Here is a 23,249-nt window from a genome sequence, read left to right as displayed (position 1 = left end):
GTCGGGGGTCCGCATAGGCACCTGGCCGGTTGGTGGGCGATAGCCGTCAGCCGGCCAGGTGCAGCACCAGTTCCGAGGGGCCGTCCGGCACCACCCGCACCGGGATGCCCCAGTCCTGTGCCGCCAGGTGGCAGGCGGGGGCGAGCACGGCCGGGTCGTCATCACAGGATGCGGCCTTGGCCGTCACCGACAACACCGCTCCCTCGGTGCCCTCGGCCAGGGTCAGGTCCCGGTGCAACATGGTGCCGGTACCGGCACCATCCACCAGCGCCCCGGAGTTGGCCGAGACCTCCAACTGGGTGGAGGGGCCGAACCGGTCATCCAACTTTCGTCCCGGCGGGGCGGTGAACCGCACCTGCAGCCGCACCTGGGGTCCCACCTCGGTGACCTCGCGCTGCGTCCGGTAGGCCGCGCCCTGGTGCTGGTCGGCGTGCCCTACCGACTGCCCGAGATCCACTCGGGTGAGTCGATGCGCGGCCGACTCCACCACGATCACGGCGGCGCCGTCGTCGGTCGGTAGCAGCCCGGACGGCTCGGCGAGGCCGGTGGCCAGGGTGCCTACCTGCTCGGTGTCCGGGTCGAACACGCGCACCGCCCCGTTGTAGGTGTCGGCGATCGCCACCCGCCCATCGGGCAGCACGGCCACGCCCAGCGGATGCTGCAACAGCGCCTGGCCGGCCGGTCCGTCGCGGTGGCCGAATTCGAACAGGCCCTGCCCGATCGCGGTGTGCACCTCCCCGGCACCCACGTCGAGCCGGCGCACCGCGGAGGTCTCGGCGTCGGCCAGCCAGATCCGCCCGCCGTCGTCCGTGCCGAGCCCGGAGGGCTGGGCGAACCAGGCCTGGCGGAGCGGGCCGTCCACCAGGCCCTCGTTCATGGTGCCGCCCAGGCGGGTCAGGTACCCGTCGCCGGGTTCGAACGTCCACACGGTGTGGTGCCCGGCCATCGCGATCACCACCGCGCCGGCAGCCTCGGACCAGGCCACATCCCAGGGGGAGGAGAGTTTGATGCGCCGTGCCGGGCCGTAGTCGGCGGTGGCGGGGGTGGGGTCATCAGGGTCGGGCAGTACGTTGTCCGGGGCGCCGAGCATGAACTGGCCCCCGGTGCCGGCGATCGTGGTGACGTTGCCCGAGTCCAGGTGCACCCCGCGCAGCAGGTGGTTGACCGTATCGGCGACGACCACGTCGTAACCCACCTGCGTCGCGACGTGCGACGGGAGCAGGCACAGCCCGTTGGGTTCGCTGAACTGCGCGACAGCACTTTCGCCGTCGGTGCGTCCGCGCTCGCCGGACCCGAAGACGCGAACCAGGGTTTCGCCGTCGGCCTCGGTTTCGACCAGGCGGTGGTGTCCGGCGTCGGCGATGAGCAGGTTGCCGCTGGGCAGGCGGATCGCCTTGGCGGGGAACTTCAGTAGTTCGGTGCTGGGCTCGGGTGGCACGTAGGGGCCATCTCCGCGGTGCAGGGTGCCGGCGGCTTCGTGCTCGCTGATCAGGCCCTCGATCAGGGCGCGCAGGTTCGGGGCGTGCCCCTCGCCGGCCATGTGGGCCACGATGTAGCCCTCGGGGTCGATCAGCACCAGGGTGGGCCAGGCGCGCGCGGTGTAGGCCTTCCAGGTGCCCAACTCCGGGTCGTCGAGCACCGGGTGGGCCACGTCGTACCGCTCGATCGCGGCGGCCAGGGCGTCGGGGTCGGCCTCGTGGACGAACTTGGGGGAGTGCACCCCGATGGTGACCAGGACGTCGGCGAAGTCCTCCTCGAGTTCGCGCAGTTCATCGATCACGTGCAGGCAGTTGATGCAGCAGAAGGTCCAGAAGTCCAGCAGCACGATCTTGCCGCGCAGGTTGTGCAGGGGCAGGTCGGTGCCGCCGGTGTTCAGCCAGCCGCGGCCGGTGAGTTCGCTGGCGCGAACCTTCGGGAGGCGTTCGGTGGAGGACATCGGTCCAGTGTCGCCGATCGGCGAGGGGCTGGGCTACGGGCGGGTGCGGGGTCCCGTGGTGTGGATCCTTCAGGGATTCGAGGAGGTCCGGCCCTGCCGCTGGTTCGGGTTACGCCGCGGTGAACAAGGCCGCCACCGCGGCGTCGGCTCCGGCCAGATCGTCCCGGTCGTATGTGGAGGTGGAGGCCAGCACCTCGGCGGCACCGGTGGACTCGATCAAGGCGGCCAGCTCCTGCTGGACGTGCGCGGCGGTGCCGTACACCGCGCCGCCGAGGGTGCGCTCGATCGTGCGGGCCTGCTTCGCCGTCGGCACCCGCTCGCGCACCACCTCCACCGGTGACAGGGGCGGGAACGCACCGATCGTCTGTGAATCCGCCATCGCCCATGCCTCCGGCAGCAACAACTCCCGGGCGCGCTCGGTGGTCTCAGCGACCATCACGTCCAGGCTGATGATCACCTGCGGCTCCGGGCACTGCGCGCTGGGGCGGAACTGCTCGCGGTACGTAGCGAGGCCCCCGTGTTCCTCGCGTAGGGCGGGACCGCCGACGACGACGGGCAGCCCGGCCCGGGCGGCCACCTCCAGCCCGCTTCCGGTGGTGAGCACGAACAGCGGCGGCGGTTCGGGTGAGGCCGGCATCGCCGTGACCGGTCCGTTTCCGCTGAGGAAGTCACGCAGCGCCGCGATGTCCTGCTCGAACTGTTCCGGGGGGTAGCGGGTCACTCCCAGTGCCTGGCGCACCGGGGCGGTGAACCCCAGCGAGCGGCCCAGGCCCAGATCGATGCGCCCCGGGTGCAGCGACTGGAGCATCTTGAACTGTTCGGCGACGAGGATCGGGCGGTGGTTGGGCAGCATCACCCCACCCGAACCCACCCGGATGCGGTCGGTCCGGGCAGCCACGGAAGCGATCAGCACCGCCGGGCTGCCCGAGGCGATCCCCGGCACCGCGTGGTGCTCGGCGACCCAGAACCGGTGATGGCCCAGGTCCTCCACGTGCCTTGCCCGCTCGACCGTGGCCCACAGCGCGCTGGCGTGGTCTTCGCCCGCGCGGGTGCGGGAGCGATCCAGGAGCGACACGGGGACCTTGAGTGCGCTCATGCCTCACCTTATGTGTTGACCGACGTGTGATGGGGTTCGCCCGTGCCGGGCCGGACGCCTGCCCGGTAAGCCCGGACCGCGGATCAGGCCGGAGTGCGCAGTGAATCCAGCAGGTGCGCCAATGTCTCGGGCGCCTCCAGGTGCGCCATGTGCCCTTGTCCGGGGAGTTCGTGCACGCCGGCGTGCGGGGTCAGCACCTGCACGTGCTCGAAGGAGGTCCCATAGGGTGCCCGGCCCCGGTTGTTCCCACCCACGACGAGGTCGACGGGCACGGACGGGGCGAACGCCTCCGGCGGGGGCGACTCGTTCAGGGCCACCGTCTCGGCGTACACCGGGCGTGCCAACGCGCGCATTGCCTCCCAGACGGCGCTGTTCCTTCGGAGAGCCTCGATGGCGGCGGCATCCATTCCGGAGATCTGGCCGCAGACGATCTCCACGGTCCGGTCCAGGTCAGCGTCCTGGTGCGCCTCCTCGAGGTCACCCAGGGCATGGGCAGCGAAGGGCCGCACCACCGGTTCGTACGCGATCACCTGGGGAACGCTGGTGCGGCTTGCCAGCGTGAGGGTGATCAGCCCCCCGTAACTCCAGCCGAACAGCGCCGACACGGACGGCATGGCCCCGATCGCCGTGGCGACGTCGTCGAGTTCGGTCGCCAGGGAGTAACCGGGGGGAAGGTCACCTGAGGGGTGTCGTCCCCGGCGGTTGACGACGGCGACCGCGGGCCAGGCGGTGATGGCACCCGCCATGCGGCGCCACGCCCGGGCATCGCTCATCACGCCCGGCACGACCATCAGGGCGGGTGCGGCCGGGTCTCCGTGGATGTCGACGGTCAACCATGAGCCATCGGCCAGGTCCACCCTGTCCTGGATCACTTGCGACCCGCCCGTGGCACCCACGCATCTGGTCTCACCGATGAACCGGGGTCGTTGCGGTAGTCGATCACTGGCCACACCTTCCTATAGCCGTTGCACCGTGGCCGTGAAGGACGGCGAGACGTCGGAAACTGCTTCGCCCGTGTCGTCGTCCCTGAGATCGACGATTCTCAGTCCGGCGCGCGGGCAGAGAGCGCTGATTGTCTGTGGCCTGCATGGCTGTCTCATCGTCGGCCAGCAGGTTGAACGTCGGACCGTTCAAAGTAGATCGACGAATAGCGTCGGTTCAGTTCGAGGGCGTCGACGCGCTGGTGGAAGACATTGGTGGCGAGGCCGCGTTTGGCTGCGTTTGCGCGACATCGCTCGACCATGTCGGCGGAGGAGTCGACGCCATCAACCTCGAGCCCGGCTGCGCAGAGATCAAGCAACGGTTCGCCGTCGCCGCAGCCGACCTCCAGGGCTGGTCCGCCGTGCGTCCTGACGAACTTCAGGTACGGCCCGGCCTGAAAAGTCGATGACTTCAAACGGGCGTAGGCGTCGACCACGATGCCGGAGTAGAAGTCCGCAGGGTCCATGGGCCGGAGCGTTTCATGCGTGGACGCGAGCAGGCATCCTGTTTTCCGGCCGGCCGGATCTCTGGCCTGCCGGCTTGCTGTCGGGAAGGATCGGTCCGGCCTCCGCGTGCTACTGCCCCTTGACGTTGATGATCTGGCGCAGCACGTGGTCCACTTCCACCAGGTCCGCGGCATCGTCCATCACCTGGTCGATGTCCTTGTAGGCATCGGGGATCTCATCGATGAAGGCTGCGTCGTCGCGGTACTCGATACCGGCCATCCGCCGGCGCAGGTCATCCTGGCTGAATGTCTGGCGGGCCTTGCGCCGGGAGTACATCCGCCCCGCACCGTGCGGGGCCGAGCACAGCGACATCTCGTTGCCCTTCCCCGTCACCACGTATGAGGCGGTCCCCATCGAACCGGGGATCAGCCCCCGGGTCCCGGCGTGCGCGGCGATCGCACCCTTGCGGGAGACCACCAGGTCCTGCCCGAAATGGGTTTCGGTGGCGGTGTAGTTGTGGTGACAGTTCACCTCCTCCAGGCGCTGCACCTCCTCCTCCATGAACGCCCCGAGTTGATCGATCACCCGGTCCATCATCACCTCCCGGTTCAGCCGAGCGAACTCCTGGGCCCAGTGCAGATGGGACATGTACCCCGCGTAGTGGAAGTCGGTCACGGCCAGGTGTGCCAGGTTGGCATCGGGTAGATCAGGGTCTCGCTTGGTGGCGTACTTCTGGGCCTGCTTGATGTAGCGCTGGGCGATCTTGTTCCCCACCCCGCGGCTGCCCGAGTGCAGGAACGTCCACACCGCGCCGGTCTCGTCGACGGTGACCTCGATGAAGTGGTTACCCCCACCCAACGACCCCAACTGCAACCGCCAGTTCTTCGCGAACTCCTCCGGCGTCACGTTCTCGGCTGCGGCCAGTTCCTCCAACTGGGTGACCTTCGGTGCCGTTGCCTCCTGCACCTTGCGGTTGTACCGGCCCGGGCTGAGCGGAACGGCCCGTTCGATCCGCTCCCGCAGGTGCGACAGCGGCCGGCCGGCGGCGCGCAACCGCTCGGCGGAGAACTGGGTGCGCACCGCCACCATCCCGCACCCGATGTCCACGCCGACCGCCGCGGGGATCACCGCCCCCTGGGTGGGGATGACCGAACCGACGGTGGCGCCCATCCCCACATGCGCATCCGGCATCAGCGCCACGTGTGGGGTGACGAAGGGCAGCGCGGCCGTCAGCTCGGCCTGTGCGAGCGCGTGCTCGTCGATGATCGAGGCCCAGGAGTACAGCTTCTCGCTGATCTGCTTCATGCGCGCCACCATCTCAGGTCCGCCCGGGCCCAGCACCCCCGCCCGCCCCGCACCCGCCTCCCGCCCCGCACCCGCCCCGCGCGCCCGCGCCCTCCCGCCCCGAGCGCCCGCGCCGCGCTCCGGAGGGCGCCCTCACGCCGCGGTGGCCGCTCGGCAAGCGCCGAGGGCGATCCTTGTGGCCGAGGACGAGTGGTAGACGTATCGTCCTCGGCCGCGGGGCTCGTCCTCGGCGGATGTGGCGACGGGAGCCCCTGGGCTGCGGATGCTCGCCCAGGGCCGCCGCCCAGCGCCGGCGGATGGTCGAGGGCGATCTTGGCGGCCCAGGACGAGCGGTAGAAGGCTCGCCCTCGGCCGGGGGGCTCGCCCTGGGCGGGTGTGGTGACGGGAGCCTTGGCATCTTGGCCACAGGGCTCGTCCTGGGCGGGTGTGGTGACGGGAGCCTTGGCGTCTTGGCCGCGGGGCTCGTCCTGGGCGGGTGTGGTGAGGGGAGTGGGGTCAGTGGAGGCCGTGCACCGCGCTGCCGTGCGGGTTGGTGCGCGCCCGGGGGATGCCGTCGACGGTTAGCAGGAACTGGCCGTTGTCGGCCCCGGCCCCGGCCCCGGCCCCGGCCCCGGGTCCGGCGCCCGGTGCGGGGGCGCCCCGCGTGGAGGCAGCCGGCGGTGAGCCACCCTGCTCGGAGGCACCCAGCGTGGAGCCATCCAGCGTGGCGGACGGCAGGACCGGGGCGAGCACCGAGGCGCCCTCGTTGCTGATCCAGTGCCCGGGAAGACCCCCGACCGTGTCCACGAACTGTGCCCGTGCGTCGGTGTCCAGATAGGCCAGCACCGCGGAATGGAACACCACCAGCGTGGCCTCCGATGGGGCCTGGGCGGCCAGGGACGGGAGCGCCTCGCCCAGATCACCGGCGACCAGGCGCGGGCGCTCGCGAGCGGCGATGTCCAACGCGGCCCGCAACCGCCGGCGCCGGACCGGCTGCCCGGGCCAGATGAGGGTCTCCAGCCACGCCCGGGCGTCGGGGTCGGTGGCATCGATCGGGTTCAGGTCGATTCCGGCACGCCAGGCGACCTGCGGCATCGCTGGGGCGGGCACACCGGCACCCAGGCGAGCCTCGATCACCACCGAAGAGGGGCCGGCGTCAGGGTCGAGGCTGGTGTCGTCGTCGTAGGCGTAGGAGTAGTGGTCCGGCAGTAGGCATAGTCCGGCGGCGGCACCGACCTCGATCAGAGCCAACGGTTGGGGAAGTTCGGCCAGGAACGGGAGCAGGGTGGCGCAGCGAGCGGCCTCGTTCGTCTGCGTCGCCCTGGTCATGATGGTGGAGCGGACCTGATCCCAGCGCCGCAGCACCGTCCCCCGGAAGGAGGCATAGGACTCATCCGCCCCGTGCCAGCGGGCCGCGGCGAAGACCAGGTTCGGCTGGCGCTTACCCCCGGGCAGCGCGGAAAGAAGGTCCAGCACCTCCCTGTCCTGGGCGACCGCGTGCGCCCAGTCCGTGTAGACCGCCGAGACCCCCCGTGCTTCCTGCTCGGCGAACAATCGGTAGCCCTCGGCGAGGGGGCGCCGGCCCAGATGAATAGATGGATCCATCGGGCCATCCTGCCCGGGACCAGCCGCTGGTGGGCAAGTCCTTACTGACCTGCGCTCAGCCGGCCAGGGGGTTGAGCACCCGGCGCAGGAAGTCGCGGGTGCGCGGCATCTGCGGGTCGCCGATCACCTTGGCGGCCGGTCCCTCCTCCACCACCACGCCGTCGTCCAGGAAGACCACCCGGTCGGCGACCTCCCTGGCGAAGCCCATCTCATGGGTGACCACGAGCATGGTCATCCCGGCCTCGGCCAGGTCCCGCATGGTCGAGAGCACATCGCCCACGGTCTCGGGGTCCAGCGCGGAGGTCGGTTCATCGAAGAGCATCAGTTCCGGTTTCATGGTCAGGGCCCGGGCGATCGCCACCCGCTGCTGCTGACCGCCGGAGAGTTGCGATGGCCGCCGCTGCGCCAGGTCCTTCAGGCCCACCAGGTCCAACTGGTGCATCGCCTCGGTCTCAGCGGCCTCCCGGGAGAGCTTGAGCACCCGGCGGGGAGTGATCGTGCAGTTCTCCAGCACGCTCAGGTGCGGAAACAGGTTGAACTGCTGGAAGACCATCCCGATCCGCCGGCGCATCGCATCGAGGTTCACGTCCAGGTCAGTGGCATCGAACCGGCCCACGGTGATCCGGCCGGAATCGGGGTCCTCCAACCGGTTCACACACCGGAGCAGGGTCGACTTGCCCGACCCGGAGGCCCCGATCAGGCAGACCACCTCCCCGGGGTCGACGGTGAGGCTCACGCCCTTGAGGACCTCGTTGTCGCCGAAGGACTTGTACAGGCCGGAGATGGTGACCCCGGAGTACTGCTCGGCCGGCGCGCTCGCCTGCTTGCTCATGGCACTCCCTGGGTCGCCGGCGTGGTCGTGATGGGTTTCTTGCGCCGCCGGGCGGGTTTGCCCGAGCCCCGGCTCTCCATCCGACGGGCGAGCAGCGCCAGCGGCACCGTGATGATCAGGTAGCACGCTCCGGCCACCACCAGCGGCGTCATGCCTGCCTGGTACATGGTGATGCCGTCACGGCCCATCTTGGTCAACTCCGCCGCGGAACCGGCCATCCCCACCACGTAGATCAGCGAGGAGTCCTTGGTCAGCAGGATCGCCTCGTTCGTCAGCGGGGGCAGCACGATCCGGAAAGCCTGGGGAATCTGGATGGTGATCATCGCCCGCCAGGCCGGCATGCCCAGCGCCCGAGCGGCTTCCACCTGCCCCTTGGGCACTGCCTGCAGGCCGGCGCGGATGGTCTCGGCGATGTAGGCGCTGCCCACGATCGCCAGGGCGGTGGCCGCGGTCTGCAGGGTGGTCAGGTTGAGCCCGAACGCCAGGCTGGCCCCGAATCCCAGCGCGATGAACACCAGGATCGCGGGGATGCCGCGGAAGAACTCGATATACCCAGTGGCCAGCCAGCGATAGACCGGGAAACTGGCCATGCGCATCAGCGCCAGCAGCGTGCCCGCGAGCAGCCCGAAGACGAACCCGAAGAACGTGTACTGCACCGTGTTGACCAGACCGGTGGTGATCACCCCGGGGAACATGGAGCTGATCCGCTCGAAGTTGAAGAAACTCTGCTGAACGGCACCCCAGTCGATGAGGACCAGCAGGGTCACCACCACGACGACGAACAGCAGGGACTGGATCCCCAGGCTGATCCTGCGACGCTGACGGTTCGACAGGGCCATGGGGCTTAGCTGTCGTCCCCGGTGTCGCCCTCTTCAGGAGTCTCGGAGTGGAACCAGGCCTCCTCGATCTCATCCAGGCCGCCACTGGACCTCAGTTCCGCGAGGACCTCGTTGACCGCGTCGATGAGTTCGGTGTTGTCCAGTTGGGCCGCGACGCCGAGCTGCTCCCCGGTGTCGATCTCCTCCACGAACACGTACTGCGGATCCTCACCGGCCTGGTACCCGAGGATGGAGATGTTGCCGATCAGGGCCTCCACCTGGCCGGCCTGCAGTCCCTGGAGCATCAGCCCCGAATCCTCGTACTGCACCACGTCCAGACCCAGTTCCTCGCTGGCGTAGACATCACCAGTGGTGGCGGCCTGAACGCCGACCGAGACCCCTTCCAGGTCATCGACGCTTTCGATGCCGGAGCCCTCGGTGGCCAGCAGCCCCAGGTTGTCGTCCAGGTAGGGGTCACTGAAGAGCATGTTCCCGCTGCGATCCTCGGTGATCGTCATCCCGGAGATCGTCAGGTCGCAGTCCTGGGCGTTCAGGGCCACACCGGACTCCAGACCGTCCCAGGAGGATTCGATGATCTCCAGGTCCAGGCCCAGGCCGTCGGCGATGGCAGAGGCGATGTCGATGTCGAAGCCGACGACGTTTCCGTCGGCGTCGTAGTACTCGAACGGCGGGTAGGGCACGTCGGAGCAGACCTGCAGGGTGCCTTCGTTGAGGGTCTGGACCTCGGCGTCGACACTCACGTCGGCGTCGACCTCGGATTCGGCGTCAGCTCCGTCGCCGTCATCGCCGTTGCCGCCGCAGGCGGTCAGTGCCAGGGTCGCGGCGGAGACGAGTGCGAGGCCCTTCAACCAGGGCCTTCCGTGAATCTGTGCGGTGTTGCGCATCGTCTTTCCTCCGTCGGATGGTGAAGCGCTCAGGTGCCTGGGGGGTGAGGTTGAGTATAGGACGGCAGAACCTGGTGATGGCGCGACGACGCGGTCGCGAACCGGCGCGATAGCGTGGCGCACAGTCGCCCGATGGTCGACTGCACTGGAGGAACGATGTCCACCCCACCCCTGCCGCACGTCACCGAGGACTGGGACCGCGCACTCGCCGTCGTCGCCCACCCCGATGACATGGAGTTCGGCTTCGCCGCCGCCGTGGCCCGCTGGACCGGCCAGGGCAAACAGATCACCTACTGCATGGTGACCTCCGGGGAGGCCGGCATCGACGGTATCGAACCCGGGGAGGCCGGGCCGTTGCGGGAGGCCGAACAGGTCGAGGCCTGCCGGATCGTGGGTGTGGCCGACGTGGTCTTCCTACGCGAACCGGACGGTGTCCTGGAGTACGGCCTGCACCTGCGCCGGCGCATCGCCCACCAGATCCGCCGGCACCGCCCCCAGATCGTCATCACCAACAACTTCCGCGAATCCTGGATGGGCGGCGGACTGAACCAGGCCGACCACATCGCCACCGGTCAGGCCACCCTGGACGCCGTGCGCGACGCCGGGAACCGCTGGGTCTTTCCCGACCAGGTCAGCGAGGGCGGCCTGCAACCCTGGGACGGGGTACGCCAGGTGTGGCTGCCCGGATCACCGCAGGAGAACCATGGTGTGGACGTCAGCGACACGATGGACGACGGCGACGCCTCCCTGCGTGCGCATCGCGCCTACCTGGAGGGGCTGGGTGGGGACTTCGACTTCCCCGCGATGATCCAGCAGAACGCCCGGGCCACCGGAGAGCGGATGGGTGTGGCCTTCGGTGCCGGGCTGGAGGTCCTGGAGCCGTAAGCGGCGATGACCGTTGCGCAGTAGTCGATCCTGCGAGGGGTGTCGCGGAGCCCCCCACCAGCGGGCGGAGCTCAGCGGTACTTGTCGGCCTCGGCGACGGCTGCGGCGAAGGCCTGCTCCTGCCTACGCACCTTCTTCTTCGCATCCTTGGCCGCGGCCCTGGCCTCCGCCAGCGTCTCCTCGCTCATCGTCTCGGCCAGCCGTCGCTTCTGGGTCGCCACCTTCCACCGGGGCGTGGGCCAGGCCAGGTCGAGGTCGATCAGGGCCTGGGTGAGCAGTTCGGTGACGGCCAGCCGGGCGTACCACTTCCGGTCGGCCGGGATCACGTGCCAGGGCGCGACCTCGGTGTGGGTGCGGGCGAACACGTCGGCGTAGGCGTCGCGGTAGTCCTCCCACTGGCGGCGCGCGTCGACGTCGGCGGGGTCGAACTTCCAGTACTTGTCGGTGCGGTGCAGCCGCTTCATCAGCCGCAGGCCCTGCTGCTCATGGGAGATCATCAGCGCGACCTTGACGATGGTGGTGCCGGACTCGGCGACCTCCTTCTCGAACCGGTTGATCTCCTCGTACCGCTTCTGCCAGACCGCCTCCTCCACCAGGCCGTCCACGCGAGCGATGAGGACGTCCTCGTAGTGGGATCGGTCGAACACCCCGATCTGACCGCCGGCCGGCAGGGCCCGACGGATCCGCCACAGGAAGTGGTGATCCAGTTCCTCCTGCGTGGGCCTGCCGAAGGCGCGCAGCGTCACGCCCTGGGGATCGACCATCCCGATCACGTGCCGGGCTATGCCACCTTTCCCGGAGGTGTCCATGCCCTGGATCACCAACAGCACCGACTTCTCCCCACCGCTGCGGCCGTGGGCGTACAGTCGCTCCTGCAACTCTGAGAGCAGCCCGCCGCGATGCGCCATGAACTCGCGCGCGTGCCGCTTCCTCCCCGACCAGCCCGGGGTTGAGCGGTGGTCCAGGTCGGCCAGGGAGAAGTCCTCACCGGGGCGCAGCAGGGTGCGGGGGTGCTCGGTCCAACGGTTCTTCGGTGGCATGGCGATCCTTCGTCGGGGCTGGCTCGGTACGCTAGCGCGCGGCGCCGCTACGCGCGCGCCATACCCTCGGGTGACCCGCTCCGGCAGGCTCACCTGCCCCGACAGAGAGGCCCAGATGACTGAGGATCGCGCGTCCGCAGACGTGCTCCAGGCCGCATTGGCCGCAGCGACCGACACCCGGGTCCTGACCGCGGGCACGGACGTGCTGGGACGCACCGGTTCGGTGTTCGCCGAGGCTTTCGGCACACCCACCGGGTTGCCATCGGCGCAACTGATCGCCGACGGGAACACCTGGGCTGTGGCCGGGGAGCAGGTCGGTGCCGCGCTTCGCCAGGCCGGGGTGGGACTGGGCGAGCCGCTCATCTTCCCGGCCGTGCCCACGGTGTACGCCTCCTACGACAACGTCGAACGGATCCGGGAGCACCTGCGGGCCCGGGACGGCGTGCCGGTGGTGATCGGTTCGGGCACCCTGAACGACCTGGTCAAACTGGCCGCGTGGGAACTGGAGCGGGAGTACCTGGCGGTGGCCACCGCCGCCTCGATGGACGGCTATGCCGCCTACGGCGCCTCCATCACCAAGGGCGGTTTCAAGATCACCCGGTACTGCCCGGCGCCGGCGGCGATCGTGGCCGATTACGGACTTCTCGCCGCTGCCCCGGGCCGGCTGACCGCCACCGGCGTGGGCGACCTGGTGGAGAGAGATCCCGGCCGGTGGGGACTGGATCCTGGCGGATGCCTTGGGCATCGAGGCGATCGACGACGACGTATGGCACCTGGTGCAGGACCCGCTGCGGGACTCGATCGCGCACCCGGAACTGATCGCCGCCGGTGACGCGGGAGCGATCAGGGGGCTCTCGGAGGGGTTGTTGATGTCCGGCCTGGCGATGCAGGCCCACCAGTCCTCCCGGCCGGCCTCCGGCGCCGGACACCAGTTCTCCCACCTGTGGGAGATGGAAGGGCTCGGCCTCGATGAGGAGCCGCCGCTCTCCCACGGGATGAAGGTGGGGCTGGGCACCATCTCCCTGTGCGCGCTGTACGAGGTGGCCCTGAACCGGGATCTGGCGACCTTGGACGTCGAGGCGGCCGTGGCGGCCTGGCCGACCTGGGAACAGATGGAGGCGCGGGTGCGCGGGGCCGCGCTGCCGCCGGAGGTCACCGAGGCGGCCGTGGAACAGTCGCGCCTGAAGTACCTGGCGGCGCCGGAACTGCGGGCTCGACTGGAGCGCCTGCGGGACCTGTGGCCCGGGCTCGCCCAGCGCCTGCGGGCCCAACTGCTGCCAGCCGCCGACATCCAGCACCGCCTGGCGACGGTCGGCGCGATCACCCATCCGAGCCAGATCGGGGTGGAGGAGGCCCGGTTCCGGGCCACCTATGTGCGCGCGCAGATGATCCGCAGCCGCTACACCCTGCTTGATGTGCTGCTGGAGGCGAACCTGCTGGAGGAGTGCGTCGCCGAACTGTTCGCCCCCGGCGGTTTCTGGGGCTCCCAACCGTGGCGGGGGCCCGGGGAGATCACGAACTGACCGCGTCAGCCTCCTGGGCGGCCAGAACGGCCTGGGCGGCGGCGAAACGGGCGATGGGCACCCGGTAGGGGGAGCAGGAGACGTAGTCCAGCCCGATCCGGTTGAACAGGTCGATCGAGGCCGGGTCCCCACCGTGCTCACCGCACACCCCCAGCTTCAGCCCCGCCTTGGCGGCCCTGCCCTTGGTGGCACCGATGCGCACGAGCTCGCCCACGCCGTCGGCGTCGATCGTGGCGAACGGGTTCTCCGGCACGATCCCGCCTTCCTCGTAGGCCGCCAGGAAGGAGCCCTCGGCGTCATCACGGGAGATGCCGATCCCGGTCTGGGTCAGGTCGTTGGTGCCGAAGGAGAAGAAGTCGGCGTGCTCGGCGATCTCATCGGCGGTCACCGCCGCCCGCGGCAGTTCGATCATGGTGCCCACGCTGATGTCCAAGTCCGCCCCGGCGGCGGAGAGTTCCTCCGCCACCGTCTCGGTGACGATCGCGCGCATCCGGCGCAACTCCTCGGCGAAGGCCACCAGCGGCACCATGATCTCCACCACCGGCTCCCCGCCGCCCGCCCGCACGGCCAGGGCGGCACGCACGATGGCGCGCACCTGCATCCGGGCGATCTCGGGGTACAGCAGTGCCAGGCGCACCCCGCGGGTGCCCAGCATCGGGTTCATCTCCGTGAGCGAGCGCACCTGCCCCAGCAGCCGTCTGGCCCGGGCCAGCTCGGCGGCGTTGCCATCGCCGCTCAGTTCCAGACGCTGGACGGTCAGGGCCTGGGTGACCAGATCCGGCAGGAACTCGTGCAGCGGCGGGTCCAGCAACCGGATCGTGACCGGCAGGTGGGACATCGCCGAGAGGATCTCGGTGAAGTCGTCCTGCTGCATCGGCAGCAACGCCTCCAGCGCCTGCGCACGCTCGGAATCATCGGCGGCCAGGATCATCGCCCGCACCGCGGGCAGGCGGTCCTCAGCCATGAACATGTGCTCGGTGCGGCACAACCCGATGCCCTCGGCGCCGAACTCCCGGGCCTTGGTCGCGTCGGCACCGGTGTCGGCGTTGGCGCGCACCCCCAACGTCCGGATCTCATCGGCCCAGCCCACGATCGTTGCGAAGTCCTCACCCAACTGCGGTGGCACCAGGTCCAGCGCCCCGGCGAAGACCTCACCGGTGGACCCGTCCAGGGTGATCAGATCACCTTCGTGCAGCACCACGTCCCCCACGGCCAGGGTGCCGGCGTCGGTGTCGATGCGGATCTGCCCGGCCCCGGCCACGCACGGTTTACCCATCCCACGGGCCACCACCGCCGCGTGGGAAGTCATCCCCCCGTGCGCGGTGAGCACACCTTGTGCGGCCAGGGTGCCGGCGATGTCGTCGGGGGTGGTCTCCCAGCGCACCAGCACCACCGGGGTGCCGGCCTTGCCGCGCTGCTCGGCCACATCGGAGTCGAACACGATCTGGCCCACGGCCGCCCCGGGGGAGGCGTTCAGCCCGCGGGTGAGCACCTCGCGGTGGGCGCCGGGGTCGATCGCCGGGTGCAGCAGCTGGTCCAGGTGGGCCGGTTCGATGCGGCGCAGCGCCTCGGCGCGGTCGATCACGCCGTCGGCCTCCAGGTCCCGGACCACTTTGAGCGCCGCTGCCGCGGTGCGCTTACCGCTGCGGGTCTGCAGCAGGTACAAGGATCCTTCCTCCACGGTGAACTCGATGTCCTGCATGTCGCCGTAGTGGACCTCCAGGCGGTTCATCGTCTCCACCAACTGGGCGAACGCCTCGGGCAGCACCTCCTCCATCTGCGCCAGCGGGAGCGGTGTACGGATCCCGGCGACCACGTCCTCCCCCTGGGCGTTCAGCAGGAACTCCCCGTAGAGCTCCTTGGCGCCGGTGGAGGGGTTGCGGGTGAAGCACACCCCGGTGGCGGAGGTGTCGCCGCGGTTGCCGAACACCATCTGCATCACGTTCACGGCGGTGCCCAGGTCGTCGGGGATCCGGTGCGCCTTGCGGTACACCCCGGCGCGCGGGTTCTGCCAGGAGGCGAACACCGCCTCGATTGCCCGTTCGAGCTGGGTGTGCGGGTCGGTGGGTAGGTCGGTGCCGATGTACTCGGCCGAGACCCCCTTGAACGTCTGCACCAACTCGCGCAGGTCCGCGGCGGTCAGATCGGTGTCGTTGTGCACGCCCCGGTCGCGCTTCATCGCGCTGAGGGCGTCCTCGTAGGCATGGGCCGGCACCCCCTCGACCACCTCGCCGTACATCTGCAGGAACCGGCGGTAGGAGTCCCAGGCGAACCGCGGGTCATCGGCCTCGGCGCCCAGGGCTTCCACCGTGTCATCGGAGATCCCCAGATTCAGGATGGTGTCCATCATCCCCGGCATCGACACCACCGCCCCGGAACGCACCGACACCAGCAACGGGCGCTCCGACCCGCCCAGGGTGCGGCCGGTGCGTTCCTCCAGGTCCGCCAGCGAGGTGCGGATCTGCTCGGCCAGGCCATCGGGCCACCGTCCGCCGGCGCGGGTGGCGGCCACGCAGGCGGTGGTGGTGACGGTGAACCCGTCCGGCACCGGGATGCCCAGGTTGAGCATCTCCGAGGCGTTGGCGCCCTTGCCGCCGAGCAACTCCTTCAGGTGCGCCCCGCCCTCGGCGAGGTCGTAGACGTAGCGGGTTGCGTCGTCGTCGGCGCTGCCCTGACCGACTCGCCCGCCCGGGAGGCGGCTTTGATCCCGGTTGCGCCCGGCTGGTTCTGGTTGGTCATCTGTTCCTCCTGCTCAACTGCCCGTCAGGGCCCGACGCCGGTTCTCCACGAGTTCGATCACCCGCACCGCGGCTTCTTCCAGCGCCAACTCGGTGGTGTCCACCACCGGGCAGCCCAGGCGCCGCTGGATCGCCTTGGCGTGGTCGAGTTCGTCGTAGATCGCCACCAGATCCGAGTACCCCTCGTTCACCCCGGAGGCGCCCATCGTGCGCAGCCGGCGCTGGCGGATGTGCAGCAGTCGTTCGGGGTCGATGCTCAGCCCCACCACGTGCCAGGGCGTCACCGTGAACAACTCCTGCGGCGGTGGCACCCCGGCCACCAGCGGGATGTTCGCGGTCTTGTAGCCCAGGTAACCCAGGTACATCGACAGCGGGGTCTTGCCGGTGCGCGAGACGCCCACGAGCACGATGTCGGCCTCGGTCAGGGACTCGGGGCGCGGCCGTCGTCCAGGGCGATCGCGAACTCCATCGCCTGGATCTTCTTGAAGTAGTCGGCGTCTATGCCCACCGGGCGGATCTTGCGCCGGGGTGCGGTCCCGGTGACCCGCTCCATCGCCTGCATCGCCGGCAGCAGCAGGTCCACGTGGGAGATCCGGTGCTCATCGCACAGGTCATCCAGCAGACTGCGCAGCCCGTCGTCGACGAGGGTGGAGAAGACCACCACGTCCTCCTCCGAACCGGTGATGTCGCGGAACGCTGCCCGCAGCACCGCGGAGGTGCGGATGCGCGGGTGGCGCACGATCCGGGTGTCGAAGTCCTCGTACTGCACACGCGTGGCCCGGGCCACACGCGCGGCGGTGTCCCCGGTCGAATCGGCCATCACGTGGATCGCGATCGGCACCTCGCTGACCATGGGCCTCACAGTACGGCCAGAACCTCACCCGGGCGGGGCCTATCGCGGAGTGGAACGGTTCAACGGATGGTCTGTCCTGCCCGCGCGGCCTCCTCGTTGCTGCGATACCGGTACCACTGCGGTGCCGGGGGTACCAGGAAAAGAACGACGACGAGGGCCGGGATGAGCACGGCCAGCGCGCCCTCCATGGTGGGCACCTCCACCACGGCCGGCAGGGCGCCCAGCGCGGCCAGGCCGATCAGGATCATCAGCACCCAGCGGGCCCCGTTGGAGCCGCGGAAGGCGCCGACGGTCAACGCGCCGAAGACCAGGCCCATCGCGATGGCGAAGGCGCCGATGAGGCTGATCAGGATCGAGAAGCCGGCGTGGAACTCCGGGATCATGAACGGCAGCGAGACCAGCAGGTCCGCGGCCCGGTCCCGGACCACCAGCACCCCGATCCCCGCGACCAGGGAGGCGGCGCAGGCCAGCCACACCAGGATCGAGCCCAGCAGCACGGTGACCGGGCGGCGCGGCGGTGGGCCCGGGGGATGGTCAGCGGTGGTGGGCATGCCCTCATGGCCGGGCGGGGCGTAGGGGTACTGAGCTGGTGCCGGTTGCGTGCCGGGCTGGGCATAGCCCGGTTGGCCGTAGGCGGGGTGGGTGCCCGGCTGACTGTGTGGGGACTGGCCGTAGGCGGGGTGAGCACCGGGCGGCCGGCTCTGTGCGGCGTCGCCGTAACCGCCCCGGTGGCCGGGGTGCCCGTAACCCGGTGCCGCTGCGTCGGGTTGGGCGGACGGGTTCTGGGCGGGCCCGCCGGTCCACTGCCCGCCGTCGTGCTGCTGCGGGTAAGGATTCGTCACGGTCCCCTCCACGCCGTCGTCCTCTCGGCCGCACCCGGTCAGGAGTGCTCCTGCGCCAGCCTAATCTCGGCGGGGTCGGTTCCGGGCTCATTCGGCAGCGCGGCAGGCAACTTTCAATGCCCGAGGGCTACCTGCCCGGGGACGCTGGATGGCCCGGTCGTGCTGGGCGACCCGGGGGCGCCGGCCCGGGCCGGCGCCCCGGACGGCGCTGGGTCTCGATCAGGTGGCGGCGCCATCGCCGCCGGGGACGTCTGGTGTCGGTACCAGGCCGAGGCCGGCGGGAGTAGGAACAGCAGGATCACCACCGCTGGACCGAAGCCCAGGAGCACGCTCACCGGGTGCGGGTGGACGGTCCCGGCCAGCACAGTCGGCAGCGACCAGAAGCCGAGCAGACCCACCAGCACCCACCGGCACGCGTTCGACCCCTGGTAGGCGGCCACCGCCAGCAGTCCGAGGGTCAGCACCACCGCCATGGCGGCCAGGTACAGCGTGAGTTCCACGATCCTGATTCCGGTGCCGTGCGGGGGATGGCCGAAGAGGAACCGCGGCAGCAGTTCACGGACGAGCAGATCGTCGGTGGCCAGGGCCAGCACGCCCACACCGAGCCCCAGGGCTCCGGCCACCCACATCAACGCAGCGGCGATGGTCACGGTGAGCGGTCGCCGTGGTGGCGGCGCCGCGCCCCCGGGCCGTACCCCGCCCGGTGCTGCCGACCGGGGTCCGGACGGTGGACCCGGTGGTGCCGGCGGGGCGGGCCGGCCGGTGGACCCGGCCCGGGCGGCCGTGACGGAGGACCTGCGCCGGGCGGCCCCGCCGGGTGGTGCCCACCGGGCGGCCCAGGTGGATGGTGCGGATTCGTCATCGGCTGCTCCCGCCGTCGTCCTCCGGGAGCGCGCGTGCCGCACCGGAGGGAGGGACCTGACAGAGCCCGACGGTACGAACCGGACCGGCGACGCCGCACGTGCCTCACCCGGCCGTGTGGACAACGAAGAGCGGGCCCACCCGTTGTGGATGGACCCAGCCGGTGGGGGCGATCAGTCACTGTCCGGTGCCGTCGGTGCAGCCGGCGCCGGAGGTGCGGGTCAGCGCCGGAAGGGGGCCGACGACGGCGGCTCGGTGCCGTAGCTCGCCGCGGGTCTGTGCGGCCCACCGCTTGGTCCACCGGGGCCGCCACCGGAGGCGCCACCGTATCGATCGCCGGTCTGCCGGTGTTGACGCTGGACGTACCACTGCCGGGAGGAGGTGACGTGGAACAGGATCACGGCGACACCGGTCCAGGAGGCGGCGATGAGGGAGAGCAGTTCACCGGCCAGCAGCAGGATCGAGATCGCCAGCACGAAGACGATGCCCATCACCGTCAACCCCCAGACCGCTGCCCGGGAGCCCCGGAAGGCGAGCACCGCCAGCAGGAACACCACCGCGCCCCAGACCAGCGAGACCACCCCCGCCGCCGTCATGATCGGCGACAGGTAGGGCAGCGCCTCGCGCAGCAGAGCCAGGAAATCGGCCGCCTGCGAGGGGTGCACCCCCACATCGACCAGCCCCTGCTCACCACCGGCGATCAGGTCCGCGATCATCGCCAGCAGGGAATCCCGTGCCATCAGCAGCACCGCCCCACCCACGATCGGTAACAGCGTGCCGAACCAGGTCATGAGCGAGGCGGCCGCGACCGTGCCGGGTCGGTGGGCCTGCTCGGCCGCGTTGCCGGGTTGTCCTTCGGTGATCGAGCCCATCCAGGAAGTCAGCGGGTGTAGTTGCCGGGGTTGAACTGGGTGGTCTTGCGGGCGTTGTACCAGTCCCGCGACTTCGGGGCCAGGAACAGCCCCACCGACAGGCCCACCCAGATGATGGAGATGAGAGCGAGCGCGTTGCCGTCGAAGAGGTTGAACAGGCTGCCGGCGATGGCCAGGGCACCGAACACCACCAGCACCCAGCGGGCCCAGTTGGCACCACGGAAGGCGAAGATCGCCATCACCAGCACCAGCACACCCCAGATGGCGGCGACCACCCCGAAGATGGCGATGAACTGCAGCACCACGCCCTCGTCGGCGCTCAGCCCGAGATCGGCGGGGTCGAGAGCCTGGGCGAACATCAGCAGCAGCCCGAGGATGATCATGACCGCGGAGCCGATCCAGGCCAGCACCGCCCCGCCGGTGACCGTCCCGGGCCGGAAACTGCGGGAGCCTGCGGCCGAGCCAGCGGGACTGGAGCCGTAGGGGGCGTTCTGGGCGTACTGGGCAGGCTGGCCGTACTGGGCGCCCTGGCCCGCCTGCTGCGTGTACTGGCCCGGCTGCGACGGCTGCCCCGGCTGCGGCGGCTGACCGGGTTGGGTGGGCTGGCCGTACTGCCCGGGCTGAGCCTGCGGCTGCTGGCCGTACTGATCAGGTTGCGGCGTACCGGATGGCGTGGTCATGGTGTCCTCCCTCGTCCGTGCGTCCATCATGACGCATCCGGGGCCAATCGTGTCGGATGAGTTCAGCGATATCGATGGGCACATCTGCCCGGCGCAACACCGATCGGGCGCCCGTTCCGCGCTCACGCGCCCACCCGCCCGGGCGTAGGGTCGGCACTGTGACAGTCACCGAGGATCTGCTGGCGCAGGTGCGCGACGTCGCCGCCCCGGCCGCCTGGAGCACCGATCAGGCCACCCGGACCGCGATGGCCCATGACGCTTCGCACTACCTGCTCACCCCGCGTGCCGTGCACACCCCTCGCACGCTGGGCGAACTCACCGCCGTTCTGGCCCGCGCGAGCACCGCCGGGGTGCCGGTGACCTTCCGCGCGGGCGGCACCAGTCTGTCCGGGCAGGGCGTGGGCGATGGGGTGCTCATCGACGTGCGGCGCCACTTCGCCGGGTTCGACGTGCTCGACGACGGCGCCCGGGTGCGCTGCGAACCGGGGGTGCTGCTGCGCAAGGTCAACGCCGCGCTCATGCCGTACGGGCGCCGGCTGGGACCGGACCCGGCCAGTGAGATCGCCTGCACCATCGGCGGGGTGGTGGCCAACAACTCCTCCGGGATGACCAGCGGCTCGGCCGCCACGGCCTATCACACGATGGAATCCGCGGTGTTCGTACTGCCCTCGGGTACGGCGATCGACACCGCCGCCGGTGACGCCGACGCCCGCCTGCGTGAGCAGGAACCAGCCCTGCACGCCGAACTTGTGCGGATCCGGGACACGATCCGCACCACACCGGCGCTGCGCCGCATCGTTGAGCACCAGTTCTCGATGAAGAACACCATGGTACGGGCTGAACGCCTTTCTGGACCACCACGAGCCTGCCCAGATCCTGGCGCACCTGATCGTCGGGTCCGAGGGCACCCTGGCCTACCTGGCCTCGGTGGTGCTGACCACCGTGCCCGCCCACCCGCACGTGGCGACCTCGCTGCTGGTGTTCGACGACGTCAACCGAGCCACGGACGCGTTGCCGGCGATCCTGGGCGCCGGCGCCCGGGCGGCCGAACTCATGGACGCCCGCGCCCTGCGGGTGGCCCAGCGACTGCCGGCGGCACCGGAGTCGATGCGCGGAATCGACGTGCAGGCCCACACCGCCCTGCTGGTGGAGCTGCAGGCCGAGCAGGAGGCCGAACTGACCGAGCAGAGTCGGGACCTGCTCGCGGCGCTGGCCGATGCCCGGCTGTCGATGCCGGCCGAACTCAGCCAGGACGGCGCCGCCCGTGCGGCCATGTGGACGGTGCGCAAGGGGCTCTACCCCGCAGTGGCCGGGGCGCGCCCGGCCGGCCGGCACACCAACCTGCTGGAGGACGTCGCCGTCCCCCCCGAGCACCTGCGGACCACCGTGCGCAACCTGGCGGAGTTGTTCGTGCGGCACGGGTATGACGACGCGGTCATCTTCGGCCACGCCCGCGATGCGAACCTGCACTTCATGATCAATCCGCGGCTGGACGATCCGGCGCAGGTGGACACCTACGCCGCTTTCACCGAGGACATGGTCGAGGTGATCCTGGGCGCCGGCGGCACGCTGAAGGCCGAGCACGGCACCGGGCGGATCATGTCCGCCTACGTCGAGCGTCAGTTCGGCCCGGAGTTGTACGCCCTGATGCGCCGGATCAAGGCGGCCTGCGACCCCGCCGGCATCCTCGCCCCCGGGGTGGTGCTGAACGAGGACCCGCTGGCCCACCTCAAGCACCTGAAGACGATGCCCACCGCCCACCCGCTCGTGGACGCGTGCGTGGAGTGCGGGTTCTGTGAGCCGGTGTGCCCCTCCCGGGACGTGACCACCACCCCGCGCCAGCGCATTGTGCTGATGCGGGAGATGGCGGTGGCCGACCCCCAGCGCCGGGAGGAGTTGGCCAAGGCGTTCGAGTACCAGGCGGTGCAGACCTGCGCCGGGGACTCCATGTGCGTGACGGTGTGCCCGGTGGGCATCGACACCGGCGCGGTGATGAAGGGCATGCGTGCCGAGGCCGCACCCCCGGTGGCGCAACGGGCCGGGCGGACGGCCGCGATGCACTGGGCGGGCACGACGACGGCGGTGCGGGCCGGCCTGGGGGTCGCCGCGGTCCTTCCCGGCGGGGTGCTCGCGGCGGGCAGCCGGGCGGTGCGCACCGCGGCGCCCCATGACCTGGTGCCCGAGGTGGGCAAGGACCTGCCCGGGCCCGGCACGAAACGCTCGGCGCTGCGCCCCGGCGCGGTGACCACACGTACCCCCGCGGCTGGTGCCACGGCTGACCAGGGGGCTGTCGGCGTCGTCCTCTTCCCCTCCTGTACCGGGGCGATGTTCGGCTCGGACTCACCCGGGGCCGCCCAGGCCTTCCTGGACCTGTGCGCCCGGGCCGGGGTGCACGTGCGGATCCCGGAGCAGATCGACTCCCTGTGCTGCGCCGTGCCATGGACCTCCAAGGGCCTGACCGGTGGCGCCCGGACCATGGCCGAGCAGGTGCGCCAGGTGCTCACCGAGGCGAGTGAGGGGGGCCGGTTGCCGGTGGTGACCGACGCGGCCTCGTGCACCCTGGGCCTGGTGGAGTCGGACCCTGGCCTGCAGGTGATGGATGCCCTGGCATTCGTACGCGCCCACGTGCTGCCGAGGGTGCCGGTGGACCCCGACCGGCGCCTGGCCTCGGTGGCGGTGCACCCCACGTGTGCCACCACCCACCTGGACGTCACCGATGACCTGCTCGCCCTGGCCCGCTCGGTGGCGCGGCAGGTGACCGTTCCGGTGAGCTGGGGGTGCTGCGGGTTCGCCGGTGACCGGGGCATGCTGCACCCCGAACTGACCGCCGGCGCCACCGCACCCCAGGTGGCCGAACTGGCCGCGGTCGAGGCCCGGCACGGTGCGTTCGATGCCTACATCTCCGCCAACCGCACCTGTGAGATGGGGATGAGCCGGGCCACCGGGCGCACCTATGAGCATGTGCTGGAGGTGTTGGCGCGTCTGGCGCGTTGAGCCCACCCGCAGGGTCCGCAGCGGCGCCAACGGCCGTCACCCTCGGCGGACCGATGGC

The 23,249-nt window shown here is 70.5% G+C and carries 19 protein-coding genes and 3 pseudogenes; 5 read left to right on the top strand and 17 right to left on the bottom strand.

Annotated features, from left to right (window positions below; all coding sequences use genetic code 11):
* Positions 1–46 precede the first annotated feature (46 nt).
* The 9 genes from ACRRRO_RS05930 to ACRRRO_RS05890 all read right to left on the bottom strand — a co-directional run bounded on the left by ACRRRO_RS05930 (position 47) and on the right by ACRRRO_RS05890 (position 9,903).
* The gene (locus ACRRRO_RS05930) at positions 47–1,936 is read right to left on the bottom strand and encodes an NHL domain-containing thioredoxin family protein (RefSeq protein ID WP_424797385.1); all 1,890 of its coding nucleotides are present in this window, start codon (positions 1,934–1,936) and stop codon (positions 47–49) included.
* A gap of 109 nt (positions 1,937–2,045) precedes the next feature.
* On the bottom strand, positions 2,046–3,032 hold the full coding sequence (locus ACRRRO_RS05925; RefSeq protein ID WP_424797386.1) for an MsnO8 family LLM class oxidoreductase: 987 nt from the start codon (positions 3,030–3,032) through the stop codon (positions 2,046–2,048).
* A gap of 83 nt (positions 3,033–3,115) precedes the next feature.
* Positions 3,116–3,982 carry an alpha/beta fold hydrolase gene (locus tag ACRRRO_RS05920; RefSeq protein WP_434081217.1) on the bottom strand — a complete coding sequence of 289 codons (867 nt, stop codon included), beginning with the start codon at positions 3,980–3,982 and terminating at the stop codon, positions 3,116–3,118.
* Positions 3,983–4,128: 146 nt separating this feature from the next.
* Positions 4,129–4,479 carry a class I SAM-dependent methyltransferase gene (locus ACRRRO_RS05915; RefSeq protein WP_424797388.1) on the bottom strand — a complete coding sequence of 117 codons (351 nt, stop codon included), beginning with the start codon at positions 4,477–4,479 and terminating at the stop codon, positions 4,129–4,131.
* A gap of 109 nt (positions 4,480–4,588) precedes the next feature.
* On the bottom strand, positions 4,589–5,764 hold the full coding sequence (locus ACRRRO_RS05910) for an RtcB family protein (RefSeq protein WP_424797389.1): 1,176 nt from the start codon (positions 5,762–5,764) through the stop codon (positions 4,589–4,591).
* A gap of 495 nt (positions 5,765–6,259) precedes the next feature.
* Positions 6,260–7,348, bottom strand: coding sequence for a DUF2332 domain-containing protein (locus ACRRRO_RS05905; protein WP_424797390.1), 1,089 nt, complete (start codon positions 7,346–7,348; stop codon positions 6,260–6,262).
* Between the two features lie 55 nt (positions 7,349–7,403).
* Entirely contained in the window at positions 7,404–8,180 is a 777-nt protein-coding gene (locus tag ACRRRO_RS05900) for an amino acid ABC transporter ATP-binding protein (protein ID WP_424797391.1), read from the bottom strand.
* Complete coding sequence (locus ACRRRO_RS05895) at positions 8,177–9,019, bottom strand: amino acid ABC transporter permease (protein ID WP_424797392.1); 843 nt, start codon at positions 9,017–9,019, stop codon at positions 8,177–8,179. The genes ACRRRO_RS05900 and ACRRRO_RS05895 overlap by 4 nt, the downstream gene beginning before the upstream one ends.
* 5 nt (positions 9,020–9,024) lie before the next feature.
* On the bottom strand, positions 9,025–9,903 hold the full coding sequence (locus tag ACRRRO_RS05890) for an ABC transporter substrate-binding protein (protein WP_424797393.1): 879 nt from the start codon (positions 9,901–9,903) through the stop codon (positions 9,025–9,027).
* 156 nt (positions 9,904–10,059) lie between these two features.
* Between ACRRRO_RS05890 and ACRRRO_RS05885 the strand changes: the two genes are divergently transcribed.
* Positions 10,060–10,788, top strand: coding sequence for a PIG-L deacetylase family protein (locus tag ACRRRO_RS05885; RefSeq protein ID WP_424797394.1), 729 nt, complete (start codon positions 10,060–10,062; stop codon positions 10,786–10,788).
* A gap of 71 nt (positions 10,789–10,859) precedes the next feature.
* On the opposite strand, the gene ACRRRO_RS05880 is transcribed toward ACRRRO_RS05885, so the two are convergent.
* Positions 10,860–11,828 carry a PPK2 family polyphosphate kinase gene (locus tag ACRRRO_RS05880; protein ID WP_424797395.1) on the bottom strand — a complete coding sequence of 323 codons (969 nt, stop codon included), beginning with the start codon at positions 11,826–11,828 and terminating at the stop codon, positions 10,860–10,862.
* 115 nt (positions 11,829–11,943) lie between these two features.
* Between ACRRRO_RS05880 and ACRRRO_RS05875 the strand changes: the two genes are divergently transcribed.
* Entirely contained in the window at positions 11,944–12,660 is a 717-nt protein-coding gene (locus ACRRRO_RS05875; RefSeq protein ID WP_434081216.1) for an iron-containing alcohol dehydrogenase, read from the top strand.
* Complete coding sequence (locus tag ACRRRO_RS05870; protein ID WP_434081215.1) at positions 12,566–13,351, top strand: hypothetical protein; 786 nt, start codon at positions 12,566–12,568, stop codon at positions 13,349–13,351. Before ACRRRO_RS05875 ends, ACRRRO_RS05870 begins: the two co-directional genes overlap by 95 nt.
* Here ACRRRO_RS05870 and ppdK read toward each other — a convergent pair.
* From ppdK to ACRRRO_RS05840, 6 genes and pseudogenes are all read right to left on the bottom strand, one after another.
* Positions 13,341–15,995, bottom strand: a pseudogene (gene ppdK / locus ACRRRO_RS05865) (pyruvate, phosphate dikinase); the annotation flags it as partial. The gene ACRRRO_RS05870 and the pseudogene ppdK sit on opposite strands and share 11 nt — an antisense overlap.
* Positions 15,996–16,103: 108 nt before the next feature.
* A pseudogene (locus tag ACRRRO_RS05860) lies at positions 16,104–16,909 on the bottom strand (pyruvate, water dikinase regulatory protein).
* Positions 16,910–17,001: 92 nt separating this feature from the next.
* Complete coding sequence (locus tag ACRRRO_RS05855; protein ID WP_434081214.1) at positions 17,002–17,784, bottom strand: hypothetical protein; 783 nt, start codon at positions 17,782–17,784, stop codon at positions 17,002–17,004.
* A 113-nt stretch (positions 17,785–17,897) separates the two neighbouring features.
* The gene (locus ACRRRO_RS05850) at positions 17,898–18,434 is read right to left on the bottom strand and encodes a hypothetical protein (RefSeq protein ID WP_434081213.1); all 537 of its coding nucleotides are present in this window, start codon (positions 18,432–18,434) and stop codon (positions 17,898–17,900) included.
* A 432-nt stretch (positions 18,435–18,866) separates the two neighbouring features.
* Positions 18,867–19,517, bottom strand: a complete 651-nt coding sequence (locus ACRRRO_RS05845; protein WP_424797401.1) for a hypothetical protein — start codon at positions 19,515–19,517, stop codon at positions 18,867–18,869.
* Between the two features lie 8 nt (positions 19,518–19,525).
* Positions 19,526–20,197, bottom strand: coding sequence for a hypothetical protein (locus ACRRRO_RS05840; protein ID WP_424797402.1), 672 nt, complete (start codon positions 20,195–20,197; stop codon positions 19,526–19,528).
* Positions 20,198–20,253: 56 nt separating this feature from the next.
* On the opposite strand from ACRRRO_RS05840, the pseudogene ACRRRO_RS05835 reads away from it, so the two are divergent.
* Positions 20,254–20,826, top strand: a pseudogene (locus ACRRRO_RS05835) (FAD-binding oxidoreductase); the annotation flags it as partial.
* A 5-nt stretch (positions 20,827–20,831) separates the two neighbouring features.
* Here ACRRRO_RS05835 and ACRRRO_RS05830 read toward each other — a convergent pair.
* Positions 20,832–21,026, bottom strand: a complete 195-nt coding sequence (locus ACRRRO_RS05830) for a hypothetical protein (RefSeq protein WP_434081630.1) — start codon at positions 21,024–21,026, stop codon at positions 20,832–20,834.
* A gap of 98 nt (positions 21,027–21,124) precedes the next feature.
* On the opposite strand from ACRRRO_RS05830, the gene ACRRRO_RS05825 reads away from it, so the two are divergent.
* Positions 21,125–23,191 (top strand): FAD-binding and (Fe-S)-binding domain-containing protein, encoded by a 2,067-nt coding sequence (locus ACRRRO_RS05825; RefSeq protein WP_434081212.1) that lies wholly within the window; start codon positions 21,125–21,127, stop codon positions 23,189–23,191.
* Positions 23,192–23,249 lie beyond the last annotated feature (58 nt).

Origin of the sequence: Sanguibacter sp. Z1732 (assembly GCF_051020515.1) — a bacterium.
Classification (GTDB): domain Bacteria; phylum Actinomycetota; class Actinomycetes; order Actinomycetales; family Beutenbergiaceae; genus CALKWS01.
This window is presented reverse-complemented; position numbering and strand designations above follow the sequence as displayed.

Bases quoted from the DNA above. Each gene is read 5' to 3' on its own strand.
- ACRRRO_RS05930 (WP_424797385.1), bottom strand. From the start codon at position 1,936: ATGTCCTCCACCGAACGCCTCCCGAAGGTTCGCGCCAGCGAACTCACC.
- ACRRRO_RS05925 (WP_424797386.1), bottom strand. From the start codon at position 3,032: ATGAGCGCACTCAAGGTCCCCGTGTCGCTCCTGGATCGCTCCCGCACC.
- ACRRRO_RS05915 (WP_424797388.1), bottom strand. From the start codon at position 4,479: ATGGACCCTGCGGACTTCTACTCCGGCATCGTGGTCGACGCCTACGCC.
- ACRRRO_RS05910 (WP_424797389.1), bottom strand. From the start codon at position 5,764: ATGAAGCAGATCAGCGAGAAGCTGTACTCCTGGGCCTCGATCATCGAC.
- ACRRRO_RS05905 (WP_424797390.1), bottom strand. From the start codon at position 7,348: ATGGATCCATCTATTCATCTGGGCCGGCGCCCCCTCGCCGAGGGCTAC.
- ACRRRO_RS05900 (WP_424797391.1), bottom strand. From the start codon at position 8,180: ATGAGCAAGCAGGCGAGCGCGCCGGCCGAGCAGTACTCCGGGGTCACC.
- ACRRRO_RS05895 (WP_424797392.1), bottom strand. From the start codon at position 9,019: ATGGCCCTGTCGAACCGTCAGCGTCGCAGGATCAGCCTGGGGATCCAG.
- ACRRRO_RS05890 (WP_424797393.1), bottom strand. From the start codon at position 9,903: ATGCGCAACACCGCACAGATTCACGGAAGGCCCTGGTTGAAGGGCCTC.
- ACRRRO_RS05885 (WP_424797394.1), top strand. From the start codon at position 10,060: ATGTCCACCCCACCCCTGCCGCACGTCACCGAGGACTGGGACCGCGCA.
- ACRRRO_RS05880 (WP_424797395.1), bottom strand. From the start codon at position 11,828: ATGCCACCGAAGAACCGTTGGACCGAGCACCCCCGCACCCTGCTGCGC.
- ACRRRO_RS05875 (WP_434081216.1), top strand. From the start codon at position 11,944: ATGACTGAGGATCGCGCGTCCGCAGACGTGCTCCAGGCCGCATTGGCC.
- ACRRRO_RS05845 (WP_424797401.1), bottom strand. From the start codon at position 19,517: ATGGGCTCGATCACCGAAGGACAACCCGGCAACGCGGCCGAGCAGGCC.
- ACRRRO_RS05840 (WP_424797402.1), bottom strand. From the start codon at position 20,197: ATGACCACGCCATCCGGTACGCCGCAACCTGATCAGTACGGCCAGCAG.
- ACRRRO_RS05830 (WP_434081630.1), bottom strand. From the start codon at position 21,026: ATGGTGTTCTTCATCGAGAACTGGTGCTCAACGATGCGGCGCAGCGCC.